Source organism: Burkholderia sp. GbtcB21, from assembly GCF_019091065.1.
In the GTDB taxonomy this organism is placed as follows: domain Bacteria; phylum Pseudomonadota; class Gammaproteobacteria; order Burkholderiales; family Burkholderiaceae; genus Burkholderia; species Burkholderia pyrrocinia_C.
On the sequence record NZ_JAGXKA010000002.1, the window covers coordinates 748502 to 767493 of the forward strand.

An 18992-nucleotide genomic window follows, 5' to 3' on the forward strand; every position below is an offset into this window, starting at 1 on the left:
TGTGACGGGTTCGCTGCTGCGGGTTATTCCCAGGACAGCGCGCCCCCCGTCTGATACTCGATCACACGCGTCTCGAAGAAGTTGCGCTCCTTCTTCAGGTCGATCATCTCGCTCATCCACGGGAACGGGTTTTCCTCGTTCGGATACAGCGGATCGAGGCCGATCTGCTGGCAACGGCGGTTGCTGATGAAGCGCAGATAGCTCTTGAACATCGACGCGTTCAAACCCAGCACGCCGCGCGGCATCGTGTCCTCGGCGTAGCGGTATTCGAGTTCGACAGCCTGCTTGAACAGCTCGCGAATCTCGGCGCGGAATTCCGCGGTCCAGAGATGCGGGTTCTCGAGCTTGATCTGGTTGATCAGGTCGATGCCGAAGTTGCAGTGCATCGACTCGTCGCGCAGGATGTACTGATATTGCTCTGCAGCACCCGTCATCTTGTTCTGGCGGCCGAGGGCGAGGATCTGCGTGAACCCGACATAGAAGAACAGGCCTTCCATGATGCAGGCGAACACGATCAGCGACTTCAGCAGCTTCTGATCCGCTTCGAGCGTGCCGGTCTTGAAGGCCGGGTCCGTCAGCGTGTGGATGAACGGGATCAGGAATTCGTCCTTCGCGCGGATCGACGCGACCTCGTGGTACGCGTTGAAGATCTCGCCTTCGTCGAGACCGAGCGATTCGACAATATATTGATATGCGTGCGTGTGGATTGCCTCTTCGAACGCCTGGCGCAGCAGGAACTGCCGGCACTCGGGCGCCGTGATGTGGCGGTACGTGCCGAGCACGATGTTGTTCGCCGCGAGCGAATCGGCCGTCACGAAGAAGCCGAGGTTGCGCTTCACGATGCGGCGCTCGTCCTCGGTCAGACCGTTCGGGTCCTTCCACAGAGCGATGTCGCGGGACATGTTGATTTCCTGCGGCATCCAGTGGTTCGCGCAACCGGCCAGATACTTTTCCCACGCCCACTTGTATTTGAACGGCACCAGCTGATTGACGTCAGTCTGGCCGTTGATGATGCGCTTGTCGGCGACATTGACCCGCGCTTCCGAACCGCCGGCGGGAACAGCCGATGCTTGCGGCGGCACCGCAAGATCGCCTTCGAAAATGTCGCGGACCTGATGGGCGGCAGGCGACGCAGCCTGCATTCCGACAGCCACTCCTGCGGGGGCGCGCATCGCATTGTGCTGCGCTCCGCTCGCGGGAGTTACGGCAGTCTTCTCGTCATCCCAGTTGAGCATAAATTCTCACCATCAATTTAGAACGGTTTGTACCATCTTTTCCTGAGCGATAAAAGGGTTCGCTCACGAAAAATCCTTTTTTCGATTCGCGTTGCGACCTCGATACAACACTTTGAGCAACGCATCGTCGTTCATGCAGAGCGCGACGTGTGTCGCGCGTGTATCGCGAGGTGCGCTCGACGCATCGAACGCTGATCGAAACGCGACGTCGTCGGGGATGTTTCGATCGCTTGTCGCTGCCTGCAACGCTGGTGCCGCGTTACAGATTCCTTATCATTTTTTTAGTTGAGAGCGGCGCACACTTCAACCTCGATCGGTCGTCGTGCGCGCCGCACGGCACATCTTCAGGTCAGGCGCGCTGCGTTACTGGCACGCTTCGCATTCGTCGAAGCCCGGATCGCCCGGACGCATCGTGCACACCGGACCGTCGGCCTCGACCGGCGCGAGTGCCGCCGCTGCGCCGATCGCGCCCGACGACGCATCGCCGCCTGCCGCACCGAAGCCGCCTGCCGCGCCTTGCGCGCCGCCGCTGCTCGAACCACCCGTCGGCACCGCGTTCAGCGCGCCGTGTGCGACCGTCGACTTCTCGACGTGCGTCGCCGCCATCGTGCGGAGGTAGTAGGTCGTCTTCAGGCCGCGCAGCCACGCGAGCTTGTAGACCTCGTCGAGCTTCTTGCCCGACGCGCCGCCCATGTAGATGTTCAGCGACTGCGCCTGGTCGATCCACTTCTGGCGACGCGATGCGGCTTCGACCAGCCACGTCGGATCGACTTCGAACGCGGTCGCGTAGATCGCGCGCAGGTCGGCCGGGATGCGGTCGATGCGCGACAGCATGCCGTCGAAGTACTTCAGGTCGGCGACCATCACTTCGTCCCACAAGCCGCGTTCCTTCAGGTCGCGAACGAGGAACTCGTTCACCACCGTGAATTCGCCCGACAGGTTCGACTTCACGTACAGGTTCTGGAAGGTCGGCTCGATGCACGCCGACACGCCGATGATGTTCGAGATCGTCGCCGTCGGCGCGATCGCGACGCAGTTCGAGTTGCGCATGCCGTGCGCGGCGATCCGCGAACGCAGCGTCGTCCAGTCGAGCGACTCGGACGTGTCGACCTCGACGTAGCCGCCGCGCGCTTCCGTCAGCAGCTTCAGCGTGTCCTGCGGGAGGATGCCGCGATCCCACAGCGAGCCGCGGTAGCTCGAGTAGCGGCCGCGCTCTTCGGCCAGCTCGGTCGACGCGTAGTACGCGTAGTAGCAGACCGCTTCCATCGAGCGATCGGCGAACTCGACCGCCGCTTCCGACGCGTACGGCGTGCGCAGCAGGTGCAGGCAGTCCTGGAAGCCCATGATGCCCATGCCGACCGGGCGGTGCTTCAGGTTCGAGTTACGCGCCTTCGGCACCGCGTAGTAGTTGATGTCGATCACGTTGTCGAGCATGCGCATCGCGACGCTGATCGTGCGCTTCAGCTTGTCGTGGTCGAGCGCGTAGCTGCCGTCGGCCTGCTTCACCAGGTGTGCGAGCAGGTTCACGGAGCCGAGGTTGCACACCGCGATTTCGGTGTCGCTCGTGTTCAGCGTGATTTCCGTGCACAGGTTCGACGAGTGGACGACGCCGACGTGCTGCTGCGGCGAGCGGATGTTGCACGGATCCTTGAACGTGATCCACGGGTGGCCCGTCTCGAACAGCATGCCGAGCATCTTGCGCCAGAGCTGCTGCGCCGGGATCTTCTTGAACAGCTTGATCTCGCCGCGCGCGACTTTCTCTTCGTAAGCCGTGTAAGCCTTCTCGAAATCGGCACCGAACTTGTCGTGCAGGTCCGGGCAGGTCGACGGCGAGAACAGCGTCCAGTCGGCGCCTTCCATCACGCGCTTCATGAACAGGTCGGGAATCCAGTTCGCCGTGTTCATGTCGTGCGTACGGCGGCGATCGTCGCCCGTGTTCTTGCGCAGCTCGAGGAATTCCTCGATGTCGAGGTGCCAGGATTCGAGGTACGCGCAGACCGCGCCCTTGCGCTTGCCGCCCTGGTTGACCGCGACGGCCGTGTCGTTCACGACCTTCAGGAACGGGACCACGCCTTGCGACTTGCCGTTCGTGCCCTTGATATGCGAGCCGAGTGCGCGCACGCGCGTCCAGTCGTTGCCGAGACCGCCGGCGAACTTCGACAGCAGCGCGTTTTCCTTCAGCGCTTCATAGATGCCGTCGAGATCGTCCGCGACCGTCGTCAGGTAGCACGACGACAGCTGCGAGCGATGCGTGCCCGAGTTGAACAGCGTCGGCGTCGAGCTCATGAAGTCGAAGCTCGACAGCACGTTGTAGAACTCGATCGCGCGCGTTTCGCGGTCGATCTCGTTCAGCGACAGGCCCATCGCGACGCGCATGAAGAATGCCTGCGGCATTTCGATGCGGGTGCCGTCGACGTGCAGGAAGTAGCGGTCGTACAGCGTCTGCAGGCCGAGGTAGCCGAACTGCAGGTCGCGGTTCGCGTCGAGCGCTTCACCGAGGCGCTTCAGGTCGAACTGCAGCAGCTTGTCGTCGAGCAGGCCGGCGTCGACGCCGCGCTTCAGGAACTGCGGGAAGTATTCCGCGTAGCGGGCCGACATCTCGGCCTGCACCACTTCCTCGCCGAGGATCTCGCGACGGATCGTGTGCAGCAGGATGCGGGCCGTGACCTGGCTGTATGCCGGGTCCTTCTCGATCATCGTGCGCGCAGCGAGGATCGCCGAGTCGTAGACCTGGCTCATCGGCACGCCGTCGTACAGGTTCTTCACCGTCTCCGCGACGATCGGCTCAGGGTTAACCGCAGCGCCGAGGCCATCGCACGACGACACGATCAGCGCGCGCAGCGCGTTCATGTCGAGCGGACGCGAGACGCCGTTGTCGACGACGTTGATGCCGGTGCTCGACTCGCCGCCTGCCGCCGCTGCCTCCTCGCCCGCATGCTGGCGCTCGAGGTGACGCTTCTCGCGATACAGCACGTACGCACGCGCGACGTTGTGCTCGCCGCCGCGCATCAGCGCGAGTTCGACCTGGTCCTGGATGTCTTCGATATGGAACGTACCGCCGTTCGGGCGGCTGCGCACGAGCGCGCGCACCACGTTGTGCGTCAGCTGTTCGACCTGCTCGCGCACGCGCGCCGATGCCGCGCCCTGCCCGCCGTTGACGGCCAGGAAAGCCTTGGTCACCGCGATCGCGATCTTCGAAGGCTCGAACGACACCACGCTGCCGTTGCGGCGGATCACCTTGTAGTCGGCAAACGTGGCTTGCGGCGCGAGCGCTTGCGCGCCCTGTTCGGTCCCGCCGAGCGGACGGCTCGAGGCGCTCTCGTACTGGGACGTCGCGTTGTCGGTGGTTTGCATGTGCAAAGCTCCTGGTGTTGGATGGTGCGGAGAGAACCGCGGATTAAAACGAACGCTGCGCAATGCGGTGCGCGAGCGGTAAGAGGCGAGCGATGCGTCGGGGAAGCCGGTTCGGTCGATGCGCGACAACCGAGCCGGTCGTGTGCTTCGTCATGTGTACCCTGCCCCGTCGAAATTCGCTGCGCTGATCGCGACGCTCTGACCGCCCGGCCCGACGCGCCGCCCTGAGAACCCCGTCCGCCGGCGTTGCCCGCCGGCCGGTGCCACTCGGGGTTTCCCCTGCGACACACACTATATCTAGTGCAGAACTGCTCAACTGGCACCAAGTATAGTGGACATTCGGACGAGGTCAAAACGGATAATTTGCAATAGAGGTCTTGACATCGCTCGCGCGCCGACACGACAAGGCATTGGTCGGAGAAAAAACTTTCTCCGGTCAAAAAACCCCGCGATCAGTGCTGACGGAAAGGAAAGTATCCGGCGGAAAAACCGGCATCGCTCGCGAAGCGTTGCCAATCGAAATGCGGGCCCGGGTCGGTCTTGCGACCCGGCGCGACGTCCGAGTGCCCCGCGAATGCGTCGACCGGATAACGTGCGGCGAGCGCGCGCGAGAGCGCGGCGAGCATCGCGTACTGCGCGTCGTCGAACGGCACGTCGTCCGCGCCTTCGAGCTCGATGCCGATCGAGAAATCGTTGCAGCGCGCCCTACCGAAGAACTCGGACGAGCCCGCGTGCCACGCGCGCTCGTCGCACGACACGAACTGCACGAGCTCACCGCTGCGGCGGATCAGGAAGTGCGCGGACACGCGCACCCCGCGCAGGTGACTCTGGTAATAGGGGTGCGCATCGCAGTCGAGGCGATTCAGGAACAGCGCCTCGATCGCGTCGCCGCCGAATTCGCCGGGCGGCAGGCTGATGTTGTGGACGACCACGAGCGTCGGCACCGCACCCGCGGGCCGCGCCTCGAAGTTCGGCGACGGCGCATGGCGCGCTTCGCGCACCCAGCCGTTCGCGTCGACCGACAACGGCGGCGCGCCGCTCATCGTGCGTCGTGACCGCTCGCGCGCGCGGCGTGGCGCTGTGCGTGCTCGGCGCTGCAGAAGTATTCGCCGCCCGCGGCGACGGCGTCGCCCTTCGGCGCATGCACGCCGCATTCGGCGCAGCGCACCATCGGCTCGGGCAGCGACCGCGTGTCGCCGTTCGGGCGCGCAGCGCCGGCACCCGGCGCGCCGCCGTCACCCGCGCCGCGGCCGGTGCGTGCCTGCGCGTGCTCCTGGGCCTGGCGCAGCTTGCGTGCGAGCCACGAACCGGCGAAGAAGAGAAGAATCAGGAGAAGAATCTGTCGCATCGGAAACCTGCGGTCAAACCACGGAACGGTGCAGCAGCACCTCGAAAACGAACCGGCTGCCGACATACGCGAGCAGCAGCGCGGCGAACGACACGAGCACCCAGCGCGCGGCGCCGCGCCCGCGCCAGCCCGACGTCTTGCGGGCGACCAGCAGGCCGCCGAACATCAGCCACGACAGGATCGCGAACACGGTCTTGTGGTCGAGCCGCAGCGCGCGCGCGTCGACCTGCTCGCTGAACAGGATGCCCGACGCGAGCGTCAGCGTGAGCAGCACGAAGCCGGCGCCGATCAGGCGGAACAGCAGCTTCTCGAGCGTGAGCAGCGGCGGCAGCGTTTCGAGCCAGCTCGCGATCCAGCCCGTCGAGCCGTCGCGCCCGCCGTTGCGCAGCGACTGCAGGCGCCGCTCGACCATCAGCATCAGGATCGCGTGCAGCGCCGCGATCGCGAACAGGCCGTACGCGATGTTCGCGATCAGGAAGTGCAGCTTGAACAGCGGCGCCGCGGCATAAGGCAGCACCCGCACGCCGCCGAACACCAGCGGCAGCAGCGACGCGGCGCACGCGAGCGGCAGTACCAGCAGGCGCAGGCTGTCGAGCGGGAAGAAAAAGCTCTCGATCCAGTAGATGCCGGCGCCGAGCCAGAACATCGCGGAAAGCGCGAACGCGAAGCCGAACACCATCGCGTCGTTCGGAAAAATCGTCATGTGGAGCAGCACGCCGTGCGCGACGAGCGCGGCGAACAGCAGCGCGCGGCCGGCCCCGCTCATCCCGGACGCGGCGGACGCGGGAACCGGCACGGCCGGCACGCTCGCGACGAGCGGCGTCGCACCCTGGCGGTGCGTGCGCCAGCCTGCGACGGCGAGGCCGCCGTACAGGAATGCGGTGAGGGCATACAGTACAATATCCATGTTCGAAGTTTACACTAGGCCCCCTTCCCGCGACGGCTCCCTTTGTTCGGTTCCGCCGCGCCTTCGGGCCCCACTGTCCATCGCTCCCCATGCTCGACAATCTCACTCAACGGATGGCGCGCGTCGTCAAGACGCTGCGCGGCGAGGCCCGGCTCACCGAGGCCAACACGCAGGAGATGCTCCGCGAGGTGCGTCTCGCGCTGCTGGAAGCCGACGTGTCGCTGCCGGTCGTCCGCGAATTCATCGCCAAGGTCAAGGAAAAGGCGCTCGGCGAAGAAGTGATCAGCAGCCTGTCGCCGGGTCAGGCGCTCGTCGGCGTGGTCCAGAAGGAACTGACCGCCGTGATCGGCGGCGACTACGAAGGCAAGGCCGCCGAGCTGAATCTCGCGGTCACGCCACCCGCCGTGATCCTGATGGCCGGCCTGCAGGGCGCGGGCAAGACCACGACCGTCGGCAAACTCGCGAAGCTGTTGCGCGAGAAGTACAAGAAGAAGGTGCTGACCGTGTCGTGCGACGTGTATCGTCCGGCCGCCATCATGCAGTTGAAAACGGTGAGCGAACAGGTCGGCGCCGACTTCTTCCCGTCGACGCCGGACCAGAAGCCCGTCGACATCGCGCTGGCGGCCGTCGACTGGGCGAAGCGCCACTACCATGACGTGCTGATCGTCGACACGGCCGGCCGCCTCGGCATCGACGAGGCGATGATGCAGGAAATCGCCGCGCTGCACAGCACGCTGAAGCCGGCCGAAACGCTGTTCGTCGTCGACGCGATGCTCGGCCAGGACGCGGTCAACACCGCGAAGGCGTTCAACGACACGCTGCCGCTCACCGGCGTCGTGCTGACCAAGCTCGACGGCGATTCGCGCGGCGGCGCCGCGCTGTCGGTGCGCCACATCACGGGCAAGCCGATCAAGTTCGTCGGTGTCGCCGAAAAGCTCGACGGCCTCGAGGTGTTCCACCCCGACCGGATGGCGAACCGGATCCTCGGCATGGGCGACATCCTCGCGCTCGTCGAGGAAGCGCAGCGCGGCGTCGACGTGCAGGCCGCACAGAAGCTCGCCGACAAGGTCAAGAAGGGCGGCGATTTCGACCTGAACGATTTCCGCGCGCAGATCTCGCAGATGAAGAACATGGGCGGCCTGTCGTCGCTGATGGACAAGCTGCCCGCGCAATTCCAGCAGGCGGCGGCCGGCGCCGACATGGGCCAGGCCGAAAAGCAGATCCGCCGGATGGAAGGGATCATCAGCTCGATGACGCCCGCCGAGCGCGCGAAACCCGAAATCATCAAGGCGACGCGCAAGCGCCGCATTGCGGCCGGCGCGGGCGTGCCGGTGCAGGAAGTCAACCGGATGCTGAACCAGTACGACCAGATGCGTACGATGATGAAGAAGCTGAAGGGCGGCAACATGCAGAAGATGATGCGCGGCCTGAAGGGCATGATGCCCGGCATGCGCTGATTCCGCCCGTCGGCCGGCGCGCGGGTTTTTGCTGTAGCGCGCGCCGTCCGTTCTGCTTCATCCTTATTTGTATACCGACTGCCCGCCAGAACACATGAACCGCGAAGAAGCCCTCCACATTTTCGACCACTCCGAAGAGATCGTCTCGGCCGACGCCGTCAATGCGTCGATCGCCCGGATGGCCGACGCGATCCGCGCCGAGATCGGCGATGCGTTCCCGCTCGTTCTCTCGGTGATGGGCGGCGCCGCGGTGTTTACCGGGATGCTGCTGCCGCATCTCGATTTCCCGCTCGAATTCGACTACATCCACCTGACCCGCTACCGCAACACGACGCAGGGCAGCCCGGAGATGCACTGGCGCGTCGCGCCGCGCGAATCGGTGAAGGACCGGATCGTGCTCGTGCTCGACGACATCCTCGACGAAGGCGAGACGATGGCCGCGATCCGCGACCGCATCCTCGACATGGGCGCGCAGCGCTTCATGTCGGCCGTGCTGTGCGAGAAGACGCTCGCGAAGGCCAAACCGCTGCACCCCGACTTCTGCGGCTTCTCGGTGCCGGACCGCTACGTGTTCGGCTGCGGGATGGATGCGAAGGGCTACTGGCGCAACCTGCCGACGATCCGCGCGCTGACCGCGAACGTCTGATCGCCGCGCTGCCCGCTATATAAAAGAAAGCGGCGCTCCGGTTTCCCGGAGCGCCGCTTTTTTTCGTGTGCGCGCCGCCCTACAGCTGGTGCACGAACGCGCGGATGCCGGCCAGCAGCATCTCGACCGAAATCGCGACGAGCACGAGGCCCATCAGCCGCTCGAACGCCGCGACCGTCCGCTCGCCGAGCCACTGCTGGATCCGTTCGGCCAATACCAGCGTGACCGCGCAGACGAGCATCGTGACCGTCAGCGCGCCGACCCACTCGAACATCTTGCCCGGCGCCTGCGACGTCAGCAGCATCACCGTCGCGAGCGCCGACGGCCCGGCGAGTGCCGGAATCGCGAGCGGCACGATGAACGGTTCGCCTCCCGCGCGCGGATCGCTGCCGAGCGCGCCGTCCGGATGCGGGAAGATCATCCGCAGTGCGATCAGGAACAGCACGATCCCGCCGCCGAGCCGCAACGACAGGTCGGTGAGGTTCATCATCCGCAGGAAGCGGTCGCCGACCACCATGAAGAACAGCAGGATCACGAACGCGATCCCCACTTCACGCAGGATCAGCTTCACGCGCCGCTCGCGCGGCACGTCCCGCATCGCCGTAATGAACAGCGGGATGTTGCCGAGCGGATCGGTGATCAGCACCAGGAGCACGGTGGCCGACAGGAACGTGTATTCCATCGTGTCCCCCGGTCGCCGCGCTTAGTGCGCGAGCGCGGCGCGGATCTTCTCCGCGACCGTCGCCGCGGCCGCGTCGACCGGCAGCAGCGTCGCTTCGGCGTCGCGGCGGCCCTGATACTCGATCTTGCCTTCCTTCAGGCCGCGCTCGCCGATCACGAGGCGATGCGGCACGCCGATCAGCTCCCAGTCGGCGAACATCACGCCCGGACGCTCGCCGCGGTCGTCGAGGATCACGTCGATGCCGGCCGCAACGAGTTCCGCGTACAGCTTGTCGGCGGTCTCGCGCACCATTTCGCTGCGGTCATAGCCCATCGGGCACAGCACGACCTCGAACGGCGCGATCGACTCCGGCCAGATGATGCCGCGGTCGTCGAAGTTCTGTTCGATCGCCGCGCCGAGAATGCGCGTGACGCCGACGCCGTAGCAGCCCATCAGCATCGGCTGCGGCTTGCCCGACTCGTCGAGGAACGTCGCGCCCAGCGCTTCCGAGTACTTGGTGCCGAGCTGGAACACGTGGCCAACCTCGATGCCGCGGCAGATGTCGATCACGCCCTTGCCGTCCGGCGACGGGTCGCCCTTCTGCACGTTGCGCACATCGGCGACGTCCGGCTCGGGCAGGTCGCGGCCCCAGTTCACGCCCGCGATGTGATAGTCGACCTCGTTCGCGCCGACGACGAAGTCGCTCATGTTCGCGACCGTACGGTCCGCGATCACCTTCACGGGCTTCTTCGTGCCGACCGGGCCGAGGTAGCCCGGCGGCGTGCCGAACCACTCGACGATTTCCTGTTCGGTCGCGAAGCGGTGGTTCTTCAGGCCCGGCAGCTTCGACACCTTGATCTCGTTCAGGTCGTGGTCGCCGCGCAGCATCACGAGCCAGATGGTCGGCTCGGCGCCTTCGTTGTCGGTCGCGAGCACGATCGACTTGATCGTGCGCTCGAGCGGGATGGCCAGCAGTTCGGCGACGGCTTCGCACTTCGCCTTGCCCGGCGTCGCGACCTTTTCCATCGCTTCTGCCGGCGCAGCGCGCTCGGCAATCAGCGGCAGCGCTTCGGCCGCCTCGATGTTCGCCGCGAACTCGGACGTCGGGCAGTAGGCGATCGCGTCCTCGCCGGTGTCGGCGATCACGTGGAACTCGTGCGAGAAGTTGCCGCCGATCGAGCCGCTGTCGGCCGCGACCGCACGAAACTCGAGGCCGAGGCGCGTGAAGATGCGCACGTACGCGTCGTACATCTTGCGATACGACTCGTTCAGGCCGGCCGCATCCTTGTCGAACGAATATGCGTCCTTCATGATGAATTCGCGGCCGCGCATCACGCCGAAGCGCGGACGGATCTCGTCGCGGAACTTCGTCTGGATCTGGTAGAAGTTCACCGGCATCTGCCGGTAGCTCTTGATCTGGTTGCGCGCGATGTCGGTGACGACTTCCTCGTGCGTCGGCCCGATCACGAAATCGTTGTCCTTGCGGTCCTTGAAGCGCAGCAGCTCGGGGCCGTACTGTTCCCAGCGGCCCGATTCCTGCCACAGCTCGGCCGGCTGCACGGCCGGCATCAGCAGCTCGATGGCGCCCGCCCGGTTCATTTCCTCGCGCACGATCGCCTCGACCTTGCGAATCGAACGCAGGCCGACCGGCAGGTAGTTATAGATGCCGCCGGCGACGCGACGGATCATGCCGGCGCGTACCATCAGCTTGTGGCTGACGATCTCTGCGTCGGCGGGTGCTTCTTTCAGGGTGCCGATAAAGAAACGGGAAGCTTTCATGCGGACGGTTCCAAAAACGGCGCCCCCAGGCGGGGCGCCCGAAAAAGTTTCAAGGTGAAAAAGCTGCGCGCGACGAACGACGATGGCGCAGATGACGTAGCAGACTAATCAGGGACAATTCAGCCGGTGTGCCCCGCGCGGATTCGCTCCGTCACGGTGCGCAGCGCCCGTTATCTGTTTATAATCAAAGCAATTTTAAAGGATTCGAAGGTGGTTGTATGCTGGATCGTGAAGGCTTTCGCCCGAACGTCGGCATCATCCTCTTGAACGCGCGCAACGAGGTGTTTTGGGGCAAGCGGCTCCGCGAGCACTCCTGGCAGTTTCCTCAAGGTGGGATCAAGTACGGCGAGACCCCCATGCAGGCGATGTACCGGGAACTGCACGAGGAAACGGGCCTGCATCCGGAACACGTCAAGATAATCGGCCGCACTCGCGACTGGTTGCGTTACGAGGTGCCTGACAAGTTCATCAAACGCGAAGTACGCGGTCATTACCGCGGCCAGAAGCAGATCTGGTTCCTGCTGCGGATGGTTGGACGCGATTGCGACATTTGCTTGCGCGCGACCGATCACCCGGAGTTCGATGCGTGGCGCTGGAACGAGTACTGGGTGCCGCTCGATGCGGTGATCGAGTTCAAGCGGGATGTCTATCAGTTGGCGCTGACGGAACTGTCGCGCTTCCTGCGCCGCCCGGCGCAGCGAGCCGAAAAGCCGCGCGGGCCGCGTCTGTCGCGCTATCCGCGCGTCATCGGCGCACAGGCCCAGCAGACGTTGACGATTGTCGACACATCGGTAGTCTGTTCGGAGATCGAAGTGGAAGCGGGCACGCTCGACGAGATGCCGCCCCACGTGATCGTCGGCAAATGACGAGTCGGACTGCATGACCGGGCGCGACCTTGTGTCGCGCCCTTTTTTTACGAGGAATGCATATTGAAAGCGATTGCTCTCGCGCTCGCATCGATTGCCGCAGCGGCCATGCTGGCCGGTTGCGCGAATTCGAAGACGCCGACCAACAAGGATGACAGCGAGTTCGTGTATCTGCTGGACCGCCAGGGCACCTGGAAGGAAAACGCGGTCGACACACTGCCGCCGCTGCCGCAGACGGGCGACCTGCTGCCGTTCAACGTATCGCAGAACACGCCGCTCAAGTTCTTCGTCGATGCGAAGTCGCTCGCGGTCGGCACCGATGGCGTCGTGCGCTACGCCGTCGTCATCACGAGCCCGGCCGGCGCGCGCAATGTGAACTACGAAGGCATCCGCTGCGACACCTACGAATGGCGGCAGTACGCCGGCCTGAATGCGGAACACGACGGCTGGGACCGCACGGTCGAGAACGACTGGCGGCGCATCGAGAACGGCGAACTGAATGCGTACCACTCGTCGCTCTATCAGGACTATTTCTGCGCGAACAAGATGCCGCAAGGCTCGACCAAGCAGATCCTGGAGAACATCCGGTTTCACCGCACCGCAATGAGCCAGTTGCGCTGACGGTACGCGGCACGAGCCGCCTGCTCCGTCCCGCACCATGCAAAAAGCCCGCATCACGCGGGCTTTTTATTTGGCTACCGGATCCGGAGCGGACAGTCACACCAGCACGAGGTTGTCGCGATGGATCAGTTCAGGCTCCAGCATGTAGCCGAGCACGGTCTCGATCTCGCCGCTCGGCTTGCGCTGAATCAGCTTCGTCTCGGCGCTGCTGTAGTTCGTGAGCCCGCGCGCCACTTCGCGCCCGTCGGGGCCGACGCACGCGATCACCTCGCCGCGCGCGAACGCGCCCTGCACGCCGGTCACGCCGATCGGCAGCAGGCTCTTGCCGCCGGCCGTCAGTTTCTCGACCGCGCCGGCATCGATCACGACATGGCCGCGCACCTGCAGGTGATCGGCCATCCATTGCTTGCGCGCCGCCATCCGCGCGGTACGTGCGATCAGTTGCGTGCCGATCGCCTCGCCGGCCGCCAGACGCACGAGCACGTCGGACTCCCGACCGCTCGCGATCACGGTGTTCGCGCCGCTGTGCGCCGCACGCTTCGCCGCGAGAATCTTCGTCAACATCCCGCCGCGGCCGAGGCTCGAGCCCGCACCGCCCGCCATCGCCTCGAGTTCCGGCGCGCCCGCATTGGCCTCGGCGACGAGCGTCGCGTTCGGATCCTTGCGCGGATCGGCCGTGAACAGCCCCGACTGGTCGGTCAGGATGATCAGCGCATCGCCTTCGATCAGGTTCGCGACGAGCGCACCGAGCGTGTCGTTGTCGCCGAACTTGATTTCGTCGGTAACGACCGTGTCGTTCTCGTTGATGATCGGCACGACGCCGAGCCGCAGCAGCGTGAGCAGCGTCGAACGCGCATTCAGGTAACGCTCGCGGTCCGCCAGGTCGGCGTGCGTGAGCAGGATCTGCGCGGTGCGGATGTCGTGTTCGGTGAAACGGCTCTCATAGACCTGCGCGAGCCCCATCTGGCCGACTGCGGCGGCGGCCTGCAGCTCGTCGATTTCGCGCGGCCGCTTGCTCCAGCCGAGCCGCTGCATCCCTTCGGCAATCGCGCCCGAACTGACGAGCACGACTTCCTTGCCCTGAGCGCGCAGCGCGGCGATCTGGGCGGCCCAGCGGCCGATTGCAGCATGATCGAGCCCTTTGCCGTCGTTGGTCACGAGGCTGGAGCCCACCTTCACCACCAATCGCTTCGAATCCGCGATGATCGAACGCATCCTGCACTGTCTCCTGTATCTGATGCCTGCCCGGCCGGGCGCGATTGAACGCCGACGCCGGGCGGCACGCCCGGCGCGTTCCGGAACCGCTCAGGCGTCGTCGCCCGGCACTGCACCGCCGTTCGCAGGCGGCGCATCGCGGAAACGCACGTCCGCCGCGAGATCTTCCGCCTCCGCCGCGCGATGCGCGTCCGAATGCTCGGACAGGTAATCGTAGATCGCGTAGCACAGCGCTTCGCAGCCCTGCCCCGTCAGCGCCGAAATCTCGAACACGGGGCCGTCCCAACCGAAGCGCTCGAGGAAATCCGCGACGCGCGCCTCGCGCTCGTCTTCCGGCACCATGTCGAGCTTGTTGAGCACGAGCCAGCGCGGCTTCTCGTACAGCGCCTCATCGTACTTGCGCAGCTCGCCGACGATCGCAGTCGCTTCCGCGACCGGATCGACGCTTTCGTCGAACGGGGCGAGATCGACAAGATGCAGCAGCACGCCCGTGCGCTGCAGGTGACGCAGGAACTGATGTCCGAGGCCCGCGCCTTCGGCTGCGCCCTCGATCAGCCCCGGGATGTCGGCGATCACGAAGCTCTTGCTCGGGCCGACGCGCACCACGCCGAGATTCGGCGCGAGCGTCGTGAACGGGTAGTCGGCGATCTTCGGCCTCGCATTCGACACCGACGAAATAAACGTCGACTTGCCCGCGTTCGGCATACCGAGCAGGCCGACATCGGCGAGCACCTTCAACTCGAGCTTCAGCATGCGCCGCTCGCCGGGCTTGCCGTCTGTCTTCTGACGCGGCGCGCGGTTCGTGCTCGACTTGAAATGCAGGTTGCCGAGGCCGCCAGAGCCACCCTGTGCGAGCATCACCTGCTGGTCGTGCTCGGTCAGGTCGGCGATCAGCTCGCCGGTATCCATGTCGTTGATGATCGTGCCGACCGGCATGCGCAGCGTGACGTCGTCGCCGCCCTTGCCGTAGCAATCCGAGCCGCGACCGTTTTCGCCATTGCGCGCCAGGTGCTTCTTCGCGTAACGGTAGTCGATCAGCGTATTGATGTTGCGGTCGGCGATCGCGTAGACGCTACCGCCCCGGCCGCCGTCGCCGCCGTCCGGCCCGCCGAACGGGACGAATTTCTCGCGGCGCATCGACGCGCTGCCATCGCCTCCGTCGCCGGCGATGACTTCGATTCGTGCTTCGTCAATGAACTTCATTCGTCACTCCGCCCAGTATTTCCGCTATTGTGCCGCGCGCCGGCGCGCTTGAACAATCTGCCGTTCGGCCGATCGTACGCCGGTTGCACGACGGTCGCCGGAACGCACATGCGCCCGGCGGCCAAATAAAAAAGGCCCCGCGAAGACTGCGGGGCCTTTCGGCTCGAAGCCCGTGGGTGCCTGAACTTAGGCAGCCGCCGGGACGACGATGACCAGATGCTTCTTGTCCGCGCCCTTCGTCGCGAACTTCACGTGACCGTCGACCAGCGCGAACAGGGTGTGATCCTTGCCCATGCCGACGTTCTCGCCTGCGTGCATGCGCGTGCCGCGCTGACGCACGATGATGCCGCCGGCATTGATTGCCTGGCCGCCGTACACCTTCACGCCGAGACGTTTCGACTCGGAGTCGCGGCCGTTCCGGGAAGAGCCGCCTGCCTTTTTGTGTGCCATCTGATTGCTCCTTAACCGAGGCGCTTACGCGTTGATCGCGTCGATGCGCAGCTCAGTGTAGTTCTGGCGGTGGCCGCCGTGCTTTTGGTAGTGCTTCCGGCGACGCATCTTGAAGATGGTGACCTTGGCGTGACGACCGTGCGACACAACGGTGGCCTTGACGGAAGCCCCACTGACCAGCGGCGTACCGAACTTAATCGATTCGCCTTCGCCCACTGCGAGAACCTGGTCGAGCGTGATTTCAGCGTCAATGTCAGCCGGTATCTGTTCTACTTTGAGTTTTTCGCCAACGGCAACCTTGTACTGCTTGCCGCCGGTTTTTATGACCGCGTACATTGAGAACCTCACTCTGGATCCAATTTTTCCGCACACCACGCGCGGAAAACACGTGATTATACATGGGGTTAGCACCCAAGTCAAAACCGATCGACGATTGCCGTACGCCGGCCTCGGCCGGACGGCCAAAATCGCGGCTGCGGCACGTCCGACAGACCGGGAGATCTCGGATTCGACTTATAATCCGCGGCATCACCCAATTCCATCATCATGTCGTCGTCCACCGCCTCCCCCACCCTCAGCGCCGCCCACCTGCTCGCTCCGATCACCAGCGACATGGAGCAGGTGAATCGCGTTATCCGGCAAAGCCTCGCGTCCGACGTGCTGCTGATCAACCAGATCGCCGAGTACATCATCGGCGCGGGCGGCAAGCGGCTGCGTCCGGCGTTGCTGCTGCTCGTCGCCGGCGCGCTCGGCGAGACGTCGCACCAGCGGCACGTGCTGGCCGCCGTCGTCGAGTTCATCCATACGGCCACGCTGCTGCATGACGACGTCGTCGACGAATCCGAGCTGCGCCGCGGCCGCCAGACCGCCAACGCGCTGTTCGGCAACGCGGCGAGCGTGCTGGTAGGCGATTACCTCTATTCGCGCTCGTTCGAAATGATGGTCGGCGTCGGCAAGATGCGCGTGATGGAGATCCTGTCCGAAGCGACGACGATCATTTCCGAAGGCGAGGTGCTGCAGCTCCTCAACATGCACGACGCGGACGTCGACGAAACGCGCTACATGCAGGTGATCCGCTACAAGACAGCCAAACTGTTCGAGGCGTCGGCGCGTCTCGGCGCGGTGCTCGCCGGCGCCGATGCGCCGACCGAAGCCGCCGCCGCCGAATACGGCCGCCGGATCGGCACCGCGTTCCAGATCATGGACGACTGGCTCGACTACGCGGGCACCGTCGAGGCGATGGGCAAGAATGCCGGCGACGACCTGCGCGAAGGCAAACCGACGCTGCCGCTCATCTACCTGATCGAACGCGGCACGCCGGAACAGTCGGCGCTTGCACGCGAGGCGATCGAACAGGGCGGCACCGATCGCTTCGACACGATTTTCGAAGCGATCACACGTTCGGGCGCGCTGGATCACACGCTCGAATGCGCACGCCAGGAAGCGCAGGCGGCAGCGGCAGCGATCGCCGCGTTCCCCGATTCGATCTATAAGGAGAGCCTGCTCGCGCTGTGCTCGTACTCGACGTCGCGGCAGTCGTAAACGCATTGCGTGCGTCGTCGCCACTGCTGCAACGACGCACGTTCGACACGGTGCGATTCCCCCGTCTCGAAAAATTTCTTCGCCAAGGTATTCCATTTTCGAAGAAACGTCGTTATAGTTATGTTCTTGCTCGACGACGCAGCGGTCTTGAAGAAGACTGCGAAATCGGAAGAGTCCAAATCGGGGTGTAGCTTAGCCTGGTAGAGCGCTACGTTCGGGACGTAGAGGCCGGAGGTTCGAATCCTCTCACCCCGACCAGATTTGTAAAAAACCGTGCACTGCGTGCACGGTTTTTTTTTTGCCCGGCCGCTGCGGGCCCATCGTGTCGCGCACGACACATCGCGGTCGCCGGCCTCTGCTATATTCCCTCCATTCCTGTCCTTCACTGCCCTTTCCGACGCGTGGACCAAATTCCCTTATGGGCGCAAATCGGCGCCGTCTTCCTGCTTCTCCTCTGTTCCAGCTTCTTCTCCATTTCCGAGACCGCGATGATGGCGCTCAATCGCCATCGGCTGAAGCATCTCGCCGGCCAGGGCGCACTCGGCGCGAAGACCACCCAGGGGCTTCTCACGCGTACTGACCTGCTGCTCAGCGTGATACTGATCGGCAACAACCTGTTCAACACGATCATCCCGGTCCTGACGACGTCGCTCGCGCTCCATACGTTCGGCCGCAACAATCTCGCGCTGTCGATCGCGACCGGCATCGTCGCGTTCCTGATCATCGTGTTCGCGGAAATCGCGCCGAAGATCGTCGGCGCGACCTTCCCCGAACGCATCGCCCTGCCCGCGAGCCTCGTGATCGCGCCGCTGATGCGCGTGTTCAAGCCGGTCGTCTGGTTCGTCAACGCGCTCGCGAACGGCGTGCTGTGGGTGCTGCGCATCAACACGAAGAAGGGCCGCGACCAGCGGATGTCCGCCGACGAACTGCGGGCCATCGTGCTCGAGTCGAGCAGCTTCATGCCGACCAAGCACCGCAGCATCCTGCTCAACCTGTTCGACCTCGAGAACATCACGGTCGACGACGTGATGGTGCCGCGCCGCCAGATCGAATCGCTCAACTTCTATGCGCCGCTCGACGACGTCCTGCACCAGCTCGAAACCTGCTATCACAACCGGCTCGTCGTCTACGAAGGCGACATCGACAAGGTGCTCGGCGTGCTGCACGTGCGCAAGACGCTGACCGCGCTGCACAACCAGGAGTTCGACCGCGAAACGCTGCGCTCGCTGCTCGCCGAGCCGTACTACGTGCCGTCGGGCACGCCGGTGGTTCAGCAGCTCCAGTATTTCCAGGAGACCCGGCAGCGTACCGCGCTCGTCGTCAACGAATACGGCGAGCTCGAAGGGCTCGTCACGCCCGAAGACATCATCGAGGAGCTGATCGGCGAATTCACGACGTCGATGCCGCGCAGCGAACGCGCGGGCGGCTGGGACGAGAACGGCGAATGCATCGTCACGGCCGGCATGCCGCTGCGCGAACTGAACCGCTGGCTGCACCTGAAGCTGCCGACCGACGGGCCGAAGACGCTGAACGGGTTGATTCTCGAAACCCTCGAGGAAATTCCGGAAGACGACGTGTGCCTGAAAATCGGCGACGTGATGCTCGAGGTGATGCGCAGCGACGACCAGGCCGTGCGCACCGTCAAGCTCTTCAAGCCGCGCGGCGCGCGCACCGCACGCACCGCCCTGCGTTAGCCGAACGGCCGACT

17 protein-coding genes and 1 tRNA gene are annotated in these 18992 nt (G+C 64.8%); 7 read left to right on the forward strand and 11 right to left on the reverse strand.

What is annotated here, in order from left to right; translation table 11 throughout:
- Nucleotides 1-23: 23 nt before the first annotated feature.
- The 5 genes from KVT39_RS07770 to KVT39_RS07790 all read right to left on the reverse strand — a co-directional run bounded on the left by KVT39_RS07770 (nucleotide 24) and on the right by KVT39_RS07790 (nucleotide 6844).
- Nucleotides 24-1235, reverse strand: a complete 1212-nt coding sequence (locus KVT39_RS07770; RefSeq protein ID WP_034182669.1) for a ribonucleotide-diphosphate reductase subunit beta — start codon at nucleotides 1233-1235, stop codon at nucleotides 24-26.
- Nucleotides 1236-1598: 363 nt separating this feature from the next.
- Nucleotides 1599-4589 (reverse strand): ribonucleoside-diphosphate reductase subunit alpha, encoded by a 2991-nt coding sequence (locus tag KVT39_RS07775; RefSeq protein WP_105389875.1) that lies wholly within the window; start codon nucleotides 4587-4589, stop codon nucleotides 1599-1601.
- A 452-nt stretch (nucleotides 4590-5041) separates the two neighbouring features.
- Nucleotides 5042-5632 carry a 1,6-anhydro-N-acetylmuramyl-L-alanine amidase AmpD gene (ampD, locus tag KVT39_RS07780; protein WP_034182667.1) on the reverse strand — a complete coding sequence of 197 codons (591 nt, stop codon included), beginning with the start codon at nucleotides 5630-5632 and terminating at the stop codon, nucleotides 5042-5044.
- Nucleotides 5629-5937: a PP0621 family protein gene (locus KVT39_RS07785; protein ID WP_034182666.1), complete on the reverse strand. Its 309-nt coding sequence runs from the start codon at nucleotides 5935-5937 to the stop codon at nucleotides 5629-5631. The genes ampD and KVT39_RS07785 overlap by 4 nt, the downstream gene beginning before the upstream one ends.
- Before the next feature lie 13 nt (nucleotides 5938-5950).
- A complete protein-coding gene (locus KVT39_RS07790; RefSeq protein ID WP_105389877.1) occupies nucleotides 5951-6844 on the reverse strand; it encodes an inner membrane protein YpjD in 894 nt (297 codons plus the stop codon).
- Between the two features lie 89 nt (nucleotides 6845-6933).
- Between KVT39_RS07790 and ffh the strand changes: the two genes are divergently transcribed.
- Entirely contained in the window at nucleotides 6934-8301 is a 1368-nt protein-coding gene (ffh, locus tag KVT39_RS07795; RefSeq protein WP_034182664.1) for a signal recognition particle protein, read from the forward strand.
- A gap of 94 nt (nucleotides 8302-8395) precedes the next feature.
- Nucleotides 8396-8947 carry a hypoxanthine-guanine phosphoribosyltransferase gene (locus KVT39_RS07800; protein WP_034182663.1) on the forward strand — a complete coding sequence of 184 codons (552 nt, stop codon included), beginning with the start codon at nucleotides 8396-8398 and terminating at the stop codon, nucleotides 8945-8947.
- Nucleotides 8948-9026: 79 nt separating this feature from the next.
- Here KVT39_RS07800 and KVT39_RS07805 read toward each other — a convergent pair whose 3' ends face one another.
- Both KVT39_RS07805 and KVT39_RS07810 read right to left on the reverse strand, forming a co-directional pair.
- Nucleotides 9027-9629, reverse strand: a complete 603-nt coding sequence (locus tag KVT39_RS07805) for a MarC family protein (RefSeq protein ID WP_217588321.1) — start codon at nucleotides 9627-9629, stop codon at nucleotides 9027-9029.
- Between the two features lie 21 nt (nucleotides 9630-9650).
- A complete protein-coding gene (locus KVT39_RS07810; protein WP_034182661.1) occupies nucleotides 9651-11387 on the reverse strand; it encodes a proline--tRNA ligase in 1737 nt (578 codons plus the stop codon).
- A gap of 218 nt (nucleotides 11388-11605) precedes the next feature.
- Between KVT39_RS07810 and KVT39_RS07815 the strand changes: the two genes are divergently transcribed.
- Together KVT39_RS07815 and KVT39_RS07820 are read left to right on the forward strand one after the other, a co-directional pair.
- Nucleotides 11606-12253, forward strand: coding sequence for an RNA pyrophosphohydrolase (locus KVT39_RS07815; protein WP_034182660.1), 648 nt, complete (start codon nucleotides 11606-11608; stop codon nucleotides 12251-12253).
- 63 nt (nucleotides 12254-12316) lie between these two features.
- Complete coding sequence (locus KVT39_RS07820) at nucleotides 12317-12874, forward strand: CNP1-like family protein (RefSeq protein ID WP_034182659.1); 558 nt, start codon at nucleotides 12317-12319, stop codon at nucleotides 12872-12874.
- Between the two features lie 96 nt (nucleotides 12875-12970).
- On the opposite strand, the gene proB is transcribed toward KVT39_RS07820, so the two are convergent.
- The 4 genes from proB to rplU all read right to left on the reverse strand — a co-directional run bounded on the left by proB (nucleotide 12971) and on the right by rplU (nucleotide 16078).
- Entirely contained in the window at nucleotides 12971-14089 is a 1119-nt protein-coding gene (gene proB / locus KVT39_RS07825; protein WP_034182658.1) for a glutamate 5-kinase, read from the reverse strand.
- Nucleotides 14090-14179: 90 nt separating this feature from the next.
- The gene (obgE, locus tag KVT39_RS07830; protein ID WP_217588322.1) at nucleotides 14180-15292 is read right to left on the reverse strand and encodes a GTPase ObgE; all 1113 of its coding nucleotides are present in this window, start codon (nucleotides 15290-15292) and stop codon (nucleotides 14180-14182) included.
- A 186-nt stretch (nucleotides 15293-15478) separates the two neighbouring features.
- On the reverse strand, nucleotides 15479-15742 hold the full coding sequence (rpmA, locus tag KVT39_RS07835) for a 50S ribosomal protein L27 (RefSeq protein ID WP_006476999.1): 264 nt from the start codon (nucleotides 15740-15742) through the stop codon (nucleotides 15479-15481).
- Nucleotides 15743-15766: 24 nt separating this feature from the next.
- Nucleotides 15767-16078 (reverse strand): 50S ribosomal protein L21, encoded by a 312-nt coding sequence (gene rplU / locus KVT39_RS07840; protein ID WP_006025184.1) that lies wholly within the window; start codon nucleotides 16076-16078, stop codon nucleotides 15767-15769.
- Nucleotides 16079-16288: 210 nt separating this feature from the next.
- On the opposite strand from rplU, the gene KVT39_RS07845 reads away from it, so the two are divergent.
- The 3 genes from KVT39_RS07845 (at nucleotide 16289) to KVT39_RS07855 (ending at nucleotide 18978) form a co-directional block, all read left to right on the forward strand.
- Complete coding sequence (locus tag KVT39_RS07845; RefSeq protein WP_034182656.1) at nucleotides 16289-17284, forward strand: polyprenyl synthetase family protein; 996 nt, start codon at nucleotides 16289-16291, stop codon at nucleotides 17282-17284.
- Between the two features lie 181 nt (nucleotides 17285-17465).
- Nucleotides 17466-17542: transfer RNA gene (locus KVT39_RS07850), tRNA-Pro, on the forward strand.
- A gap of 143 nt (nucleotides 17543-17685) precedes the next feature.
- Nucleotides 17686-18978: an HlyC/CorC family transporter gene (locus KVT39_RS07855; RefSeq protein ID WP_175750254.1), complete on the forward strand. Its 1293-nt coding sequence runs from the start codon at nucleotides 17686-17688 to the stop codon at nucleotides 18976-18978.
- Nucleotides 18979-18992 lie beyond the last annotated feature (14 nt).

Excerpts from the sequence above, each read along its gene's own strand:
- KVT39_RS07770 (WP_034182669.1), bottom strand. The coding sequence starts at position 1,235 with ATGCTCAACTGGGATGACGAGAAGACTGCCGTAACTCCCGCGAGCGGA.
- KVT39_RS07775 (WP_105389875.1), bottom strand. The coding sequence starts at position 4,589 with ATGCAAACCACCGACAACGCGACGTCCCAGTACGAGAGCGCCTCGAGC.
- ampD (WP_034182667.1), bottom strand. The coding sequence starts at position 5,632 with ATGAGCGGCGCGCCGCCGTTGTCGGTCGACGCGAACGGCTGGGTGCGC.
- KVT39_RS07785 (WP_034182666.1), bottom strand. The coding sequence starts at position 5,937 with ATGCGACAGATTCTTCTCCTGATTCTTCTCTTCTTCGCCGGTTCGTGG.
- KVT39_RS07790 (WP_105389877.1), bottom strand. The coding sequence starts at position 6,844 with ATGGATATTGTACTGTATGCCCTCACCGCATTCCTGTACGGCGGCCTC.
- ffh (WP_034182664.1), top strand. The coding sequence starts at position 6,934 with ATGCTCGACAATCTCACTCAACGGATGGCGCGCGTCGTCAAGACGCTG.
- KVT39_RS07800 (WP_034182663.1), top strand. The coding sequence starts at position 8,396 with ATGAACCGCGAAGAAGCCCTCCACATTTTCGACCACTCCGAAGAGATC.
- KVT39_RS07805 (WP_217588321.1), bottom strand. The coding sequence starts at position 9,629 with ATGGAATACACGTTCCTGTCGGCCACCGTGCTCCTGGTGCTGATCACC.
- KVT39_RS07810 (WP_034182661.1), bottom strand. The coding sequence starts at position 11,387 with ATGAAAGCTTCCCGTTTCTTTATCGGCACCCTGAAAGAAGCACCCGCC.
- KVT39_RS07815 (WP_034182660.1), top strand. The coding sequence starts at position 11,606 with ATGCTGGATCGTGAAGGCTTTCGCCCGAACGTCGGCATCATCCTCTTG.
- proB (WP_034182658.1), bottom strand. The coding sequence starts at position 14,089 with ATGCGTTCGATCATCGCGGATTCGAAGCGATTGGTGGTGAAGGTGGGC.
- obgE (WP_217588322.1), bottom strand. The coding sequence starts at position 15,292 with ATGAAGTTCATTGACGAAGCACGAATCGAAGTCATCGCCGGCGACGGA.
- rpmA (WP_006476999.1), bottom strand. The coding sequence starts at position 15,742 with ATGGCACACAAAAAGGCAGGCGGCTCTTCCCGGAACGGCCGCGACTCC.
- rplU (WP_006025184.1), bottom strand. The coding sequence starts at position 16,078 with ATGTACGCGGTCATAAAAACCGGCGGCAAGCAGTACAAGGTTGCCGTT.
- KVT39_RS07845 (WP_034182656.1), top strand. The coding sequence starts at position 16,289 with ATGTCGTCGTCCACCGCCTCCCCCACCCTCAGCGCCGCCCACCTGCTC.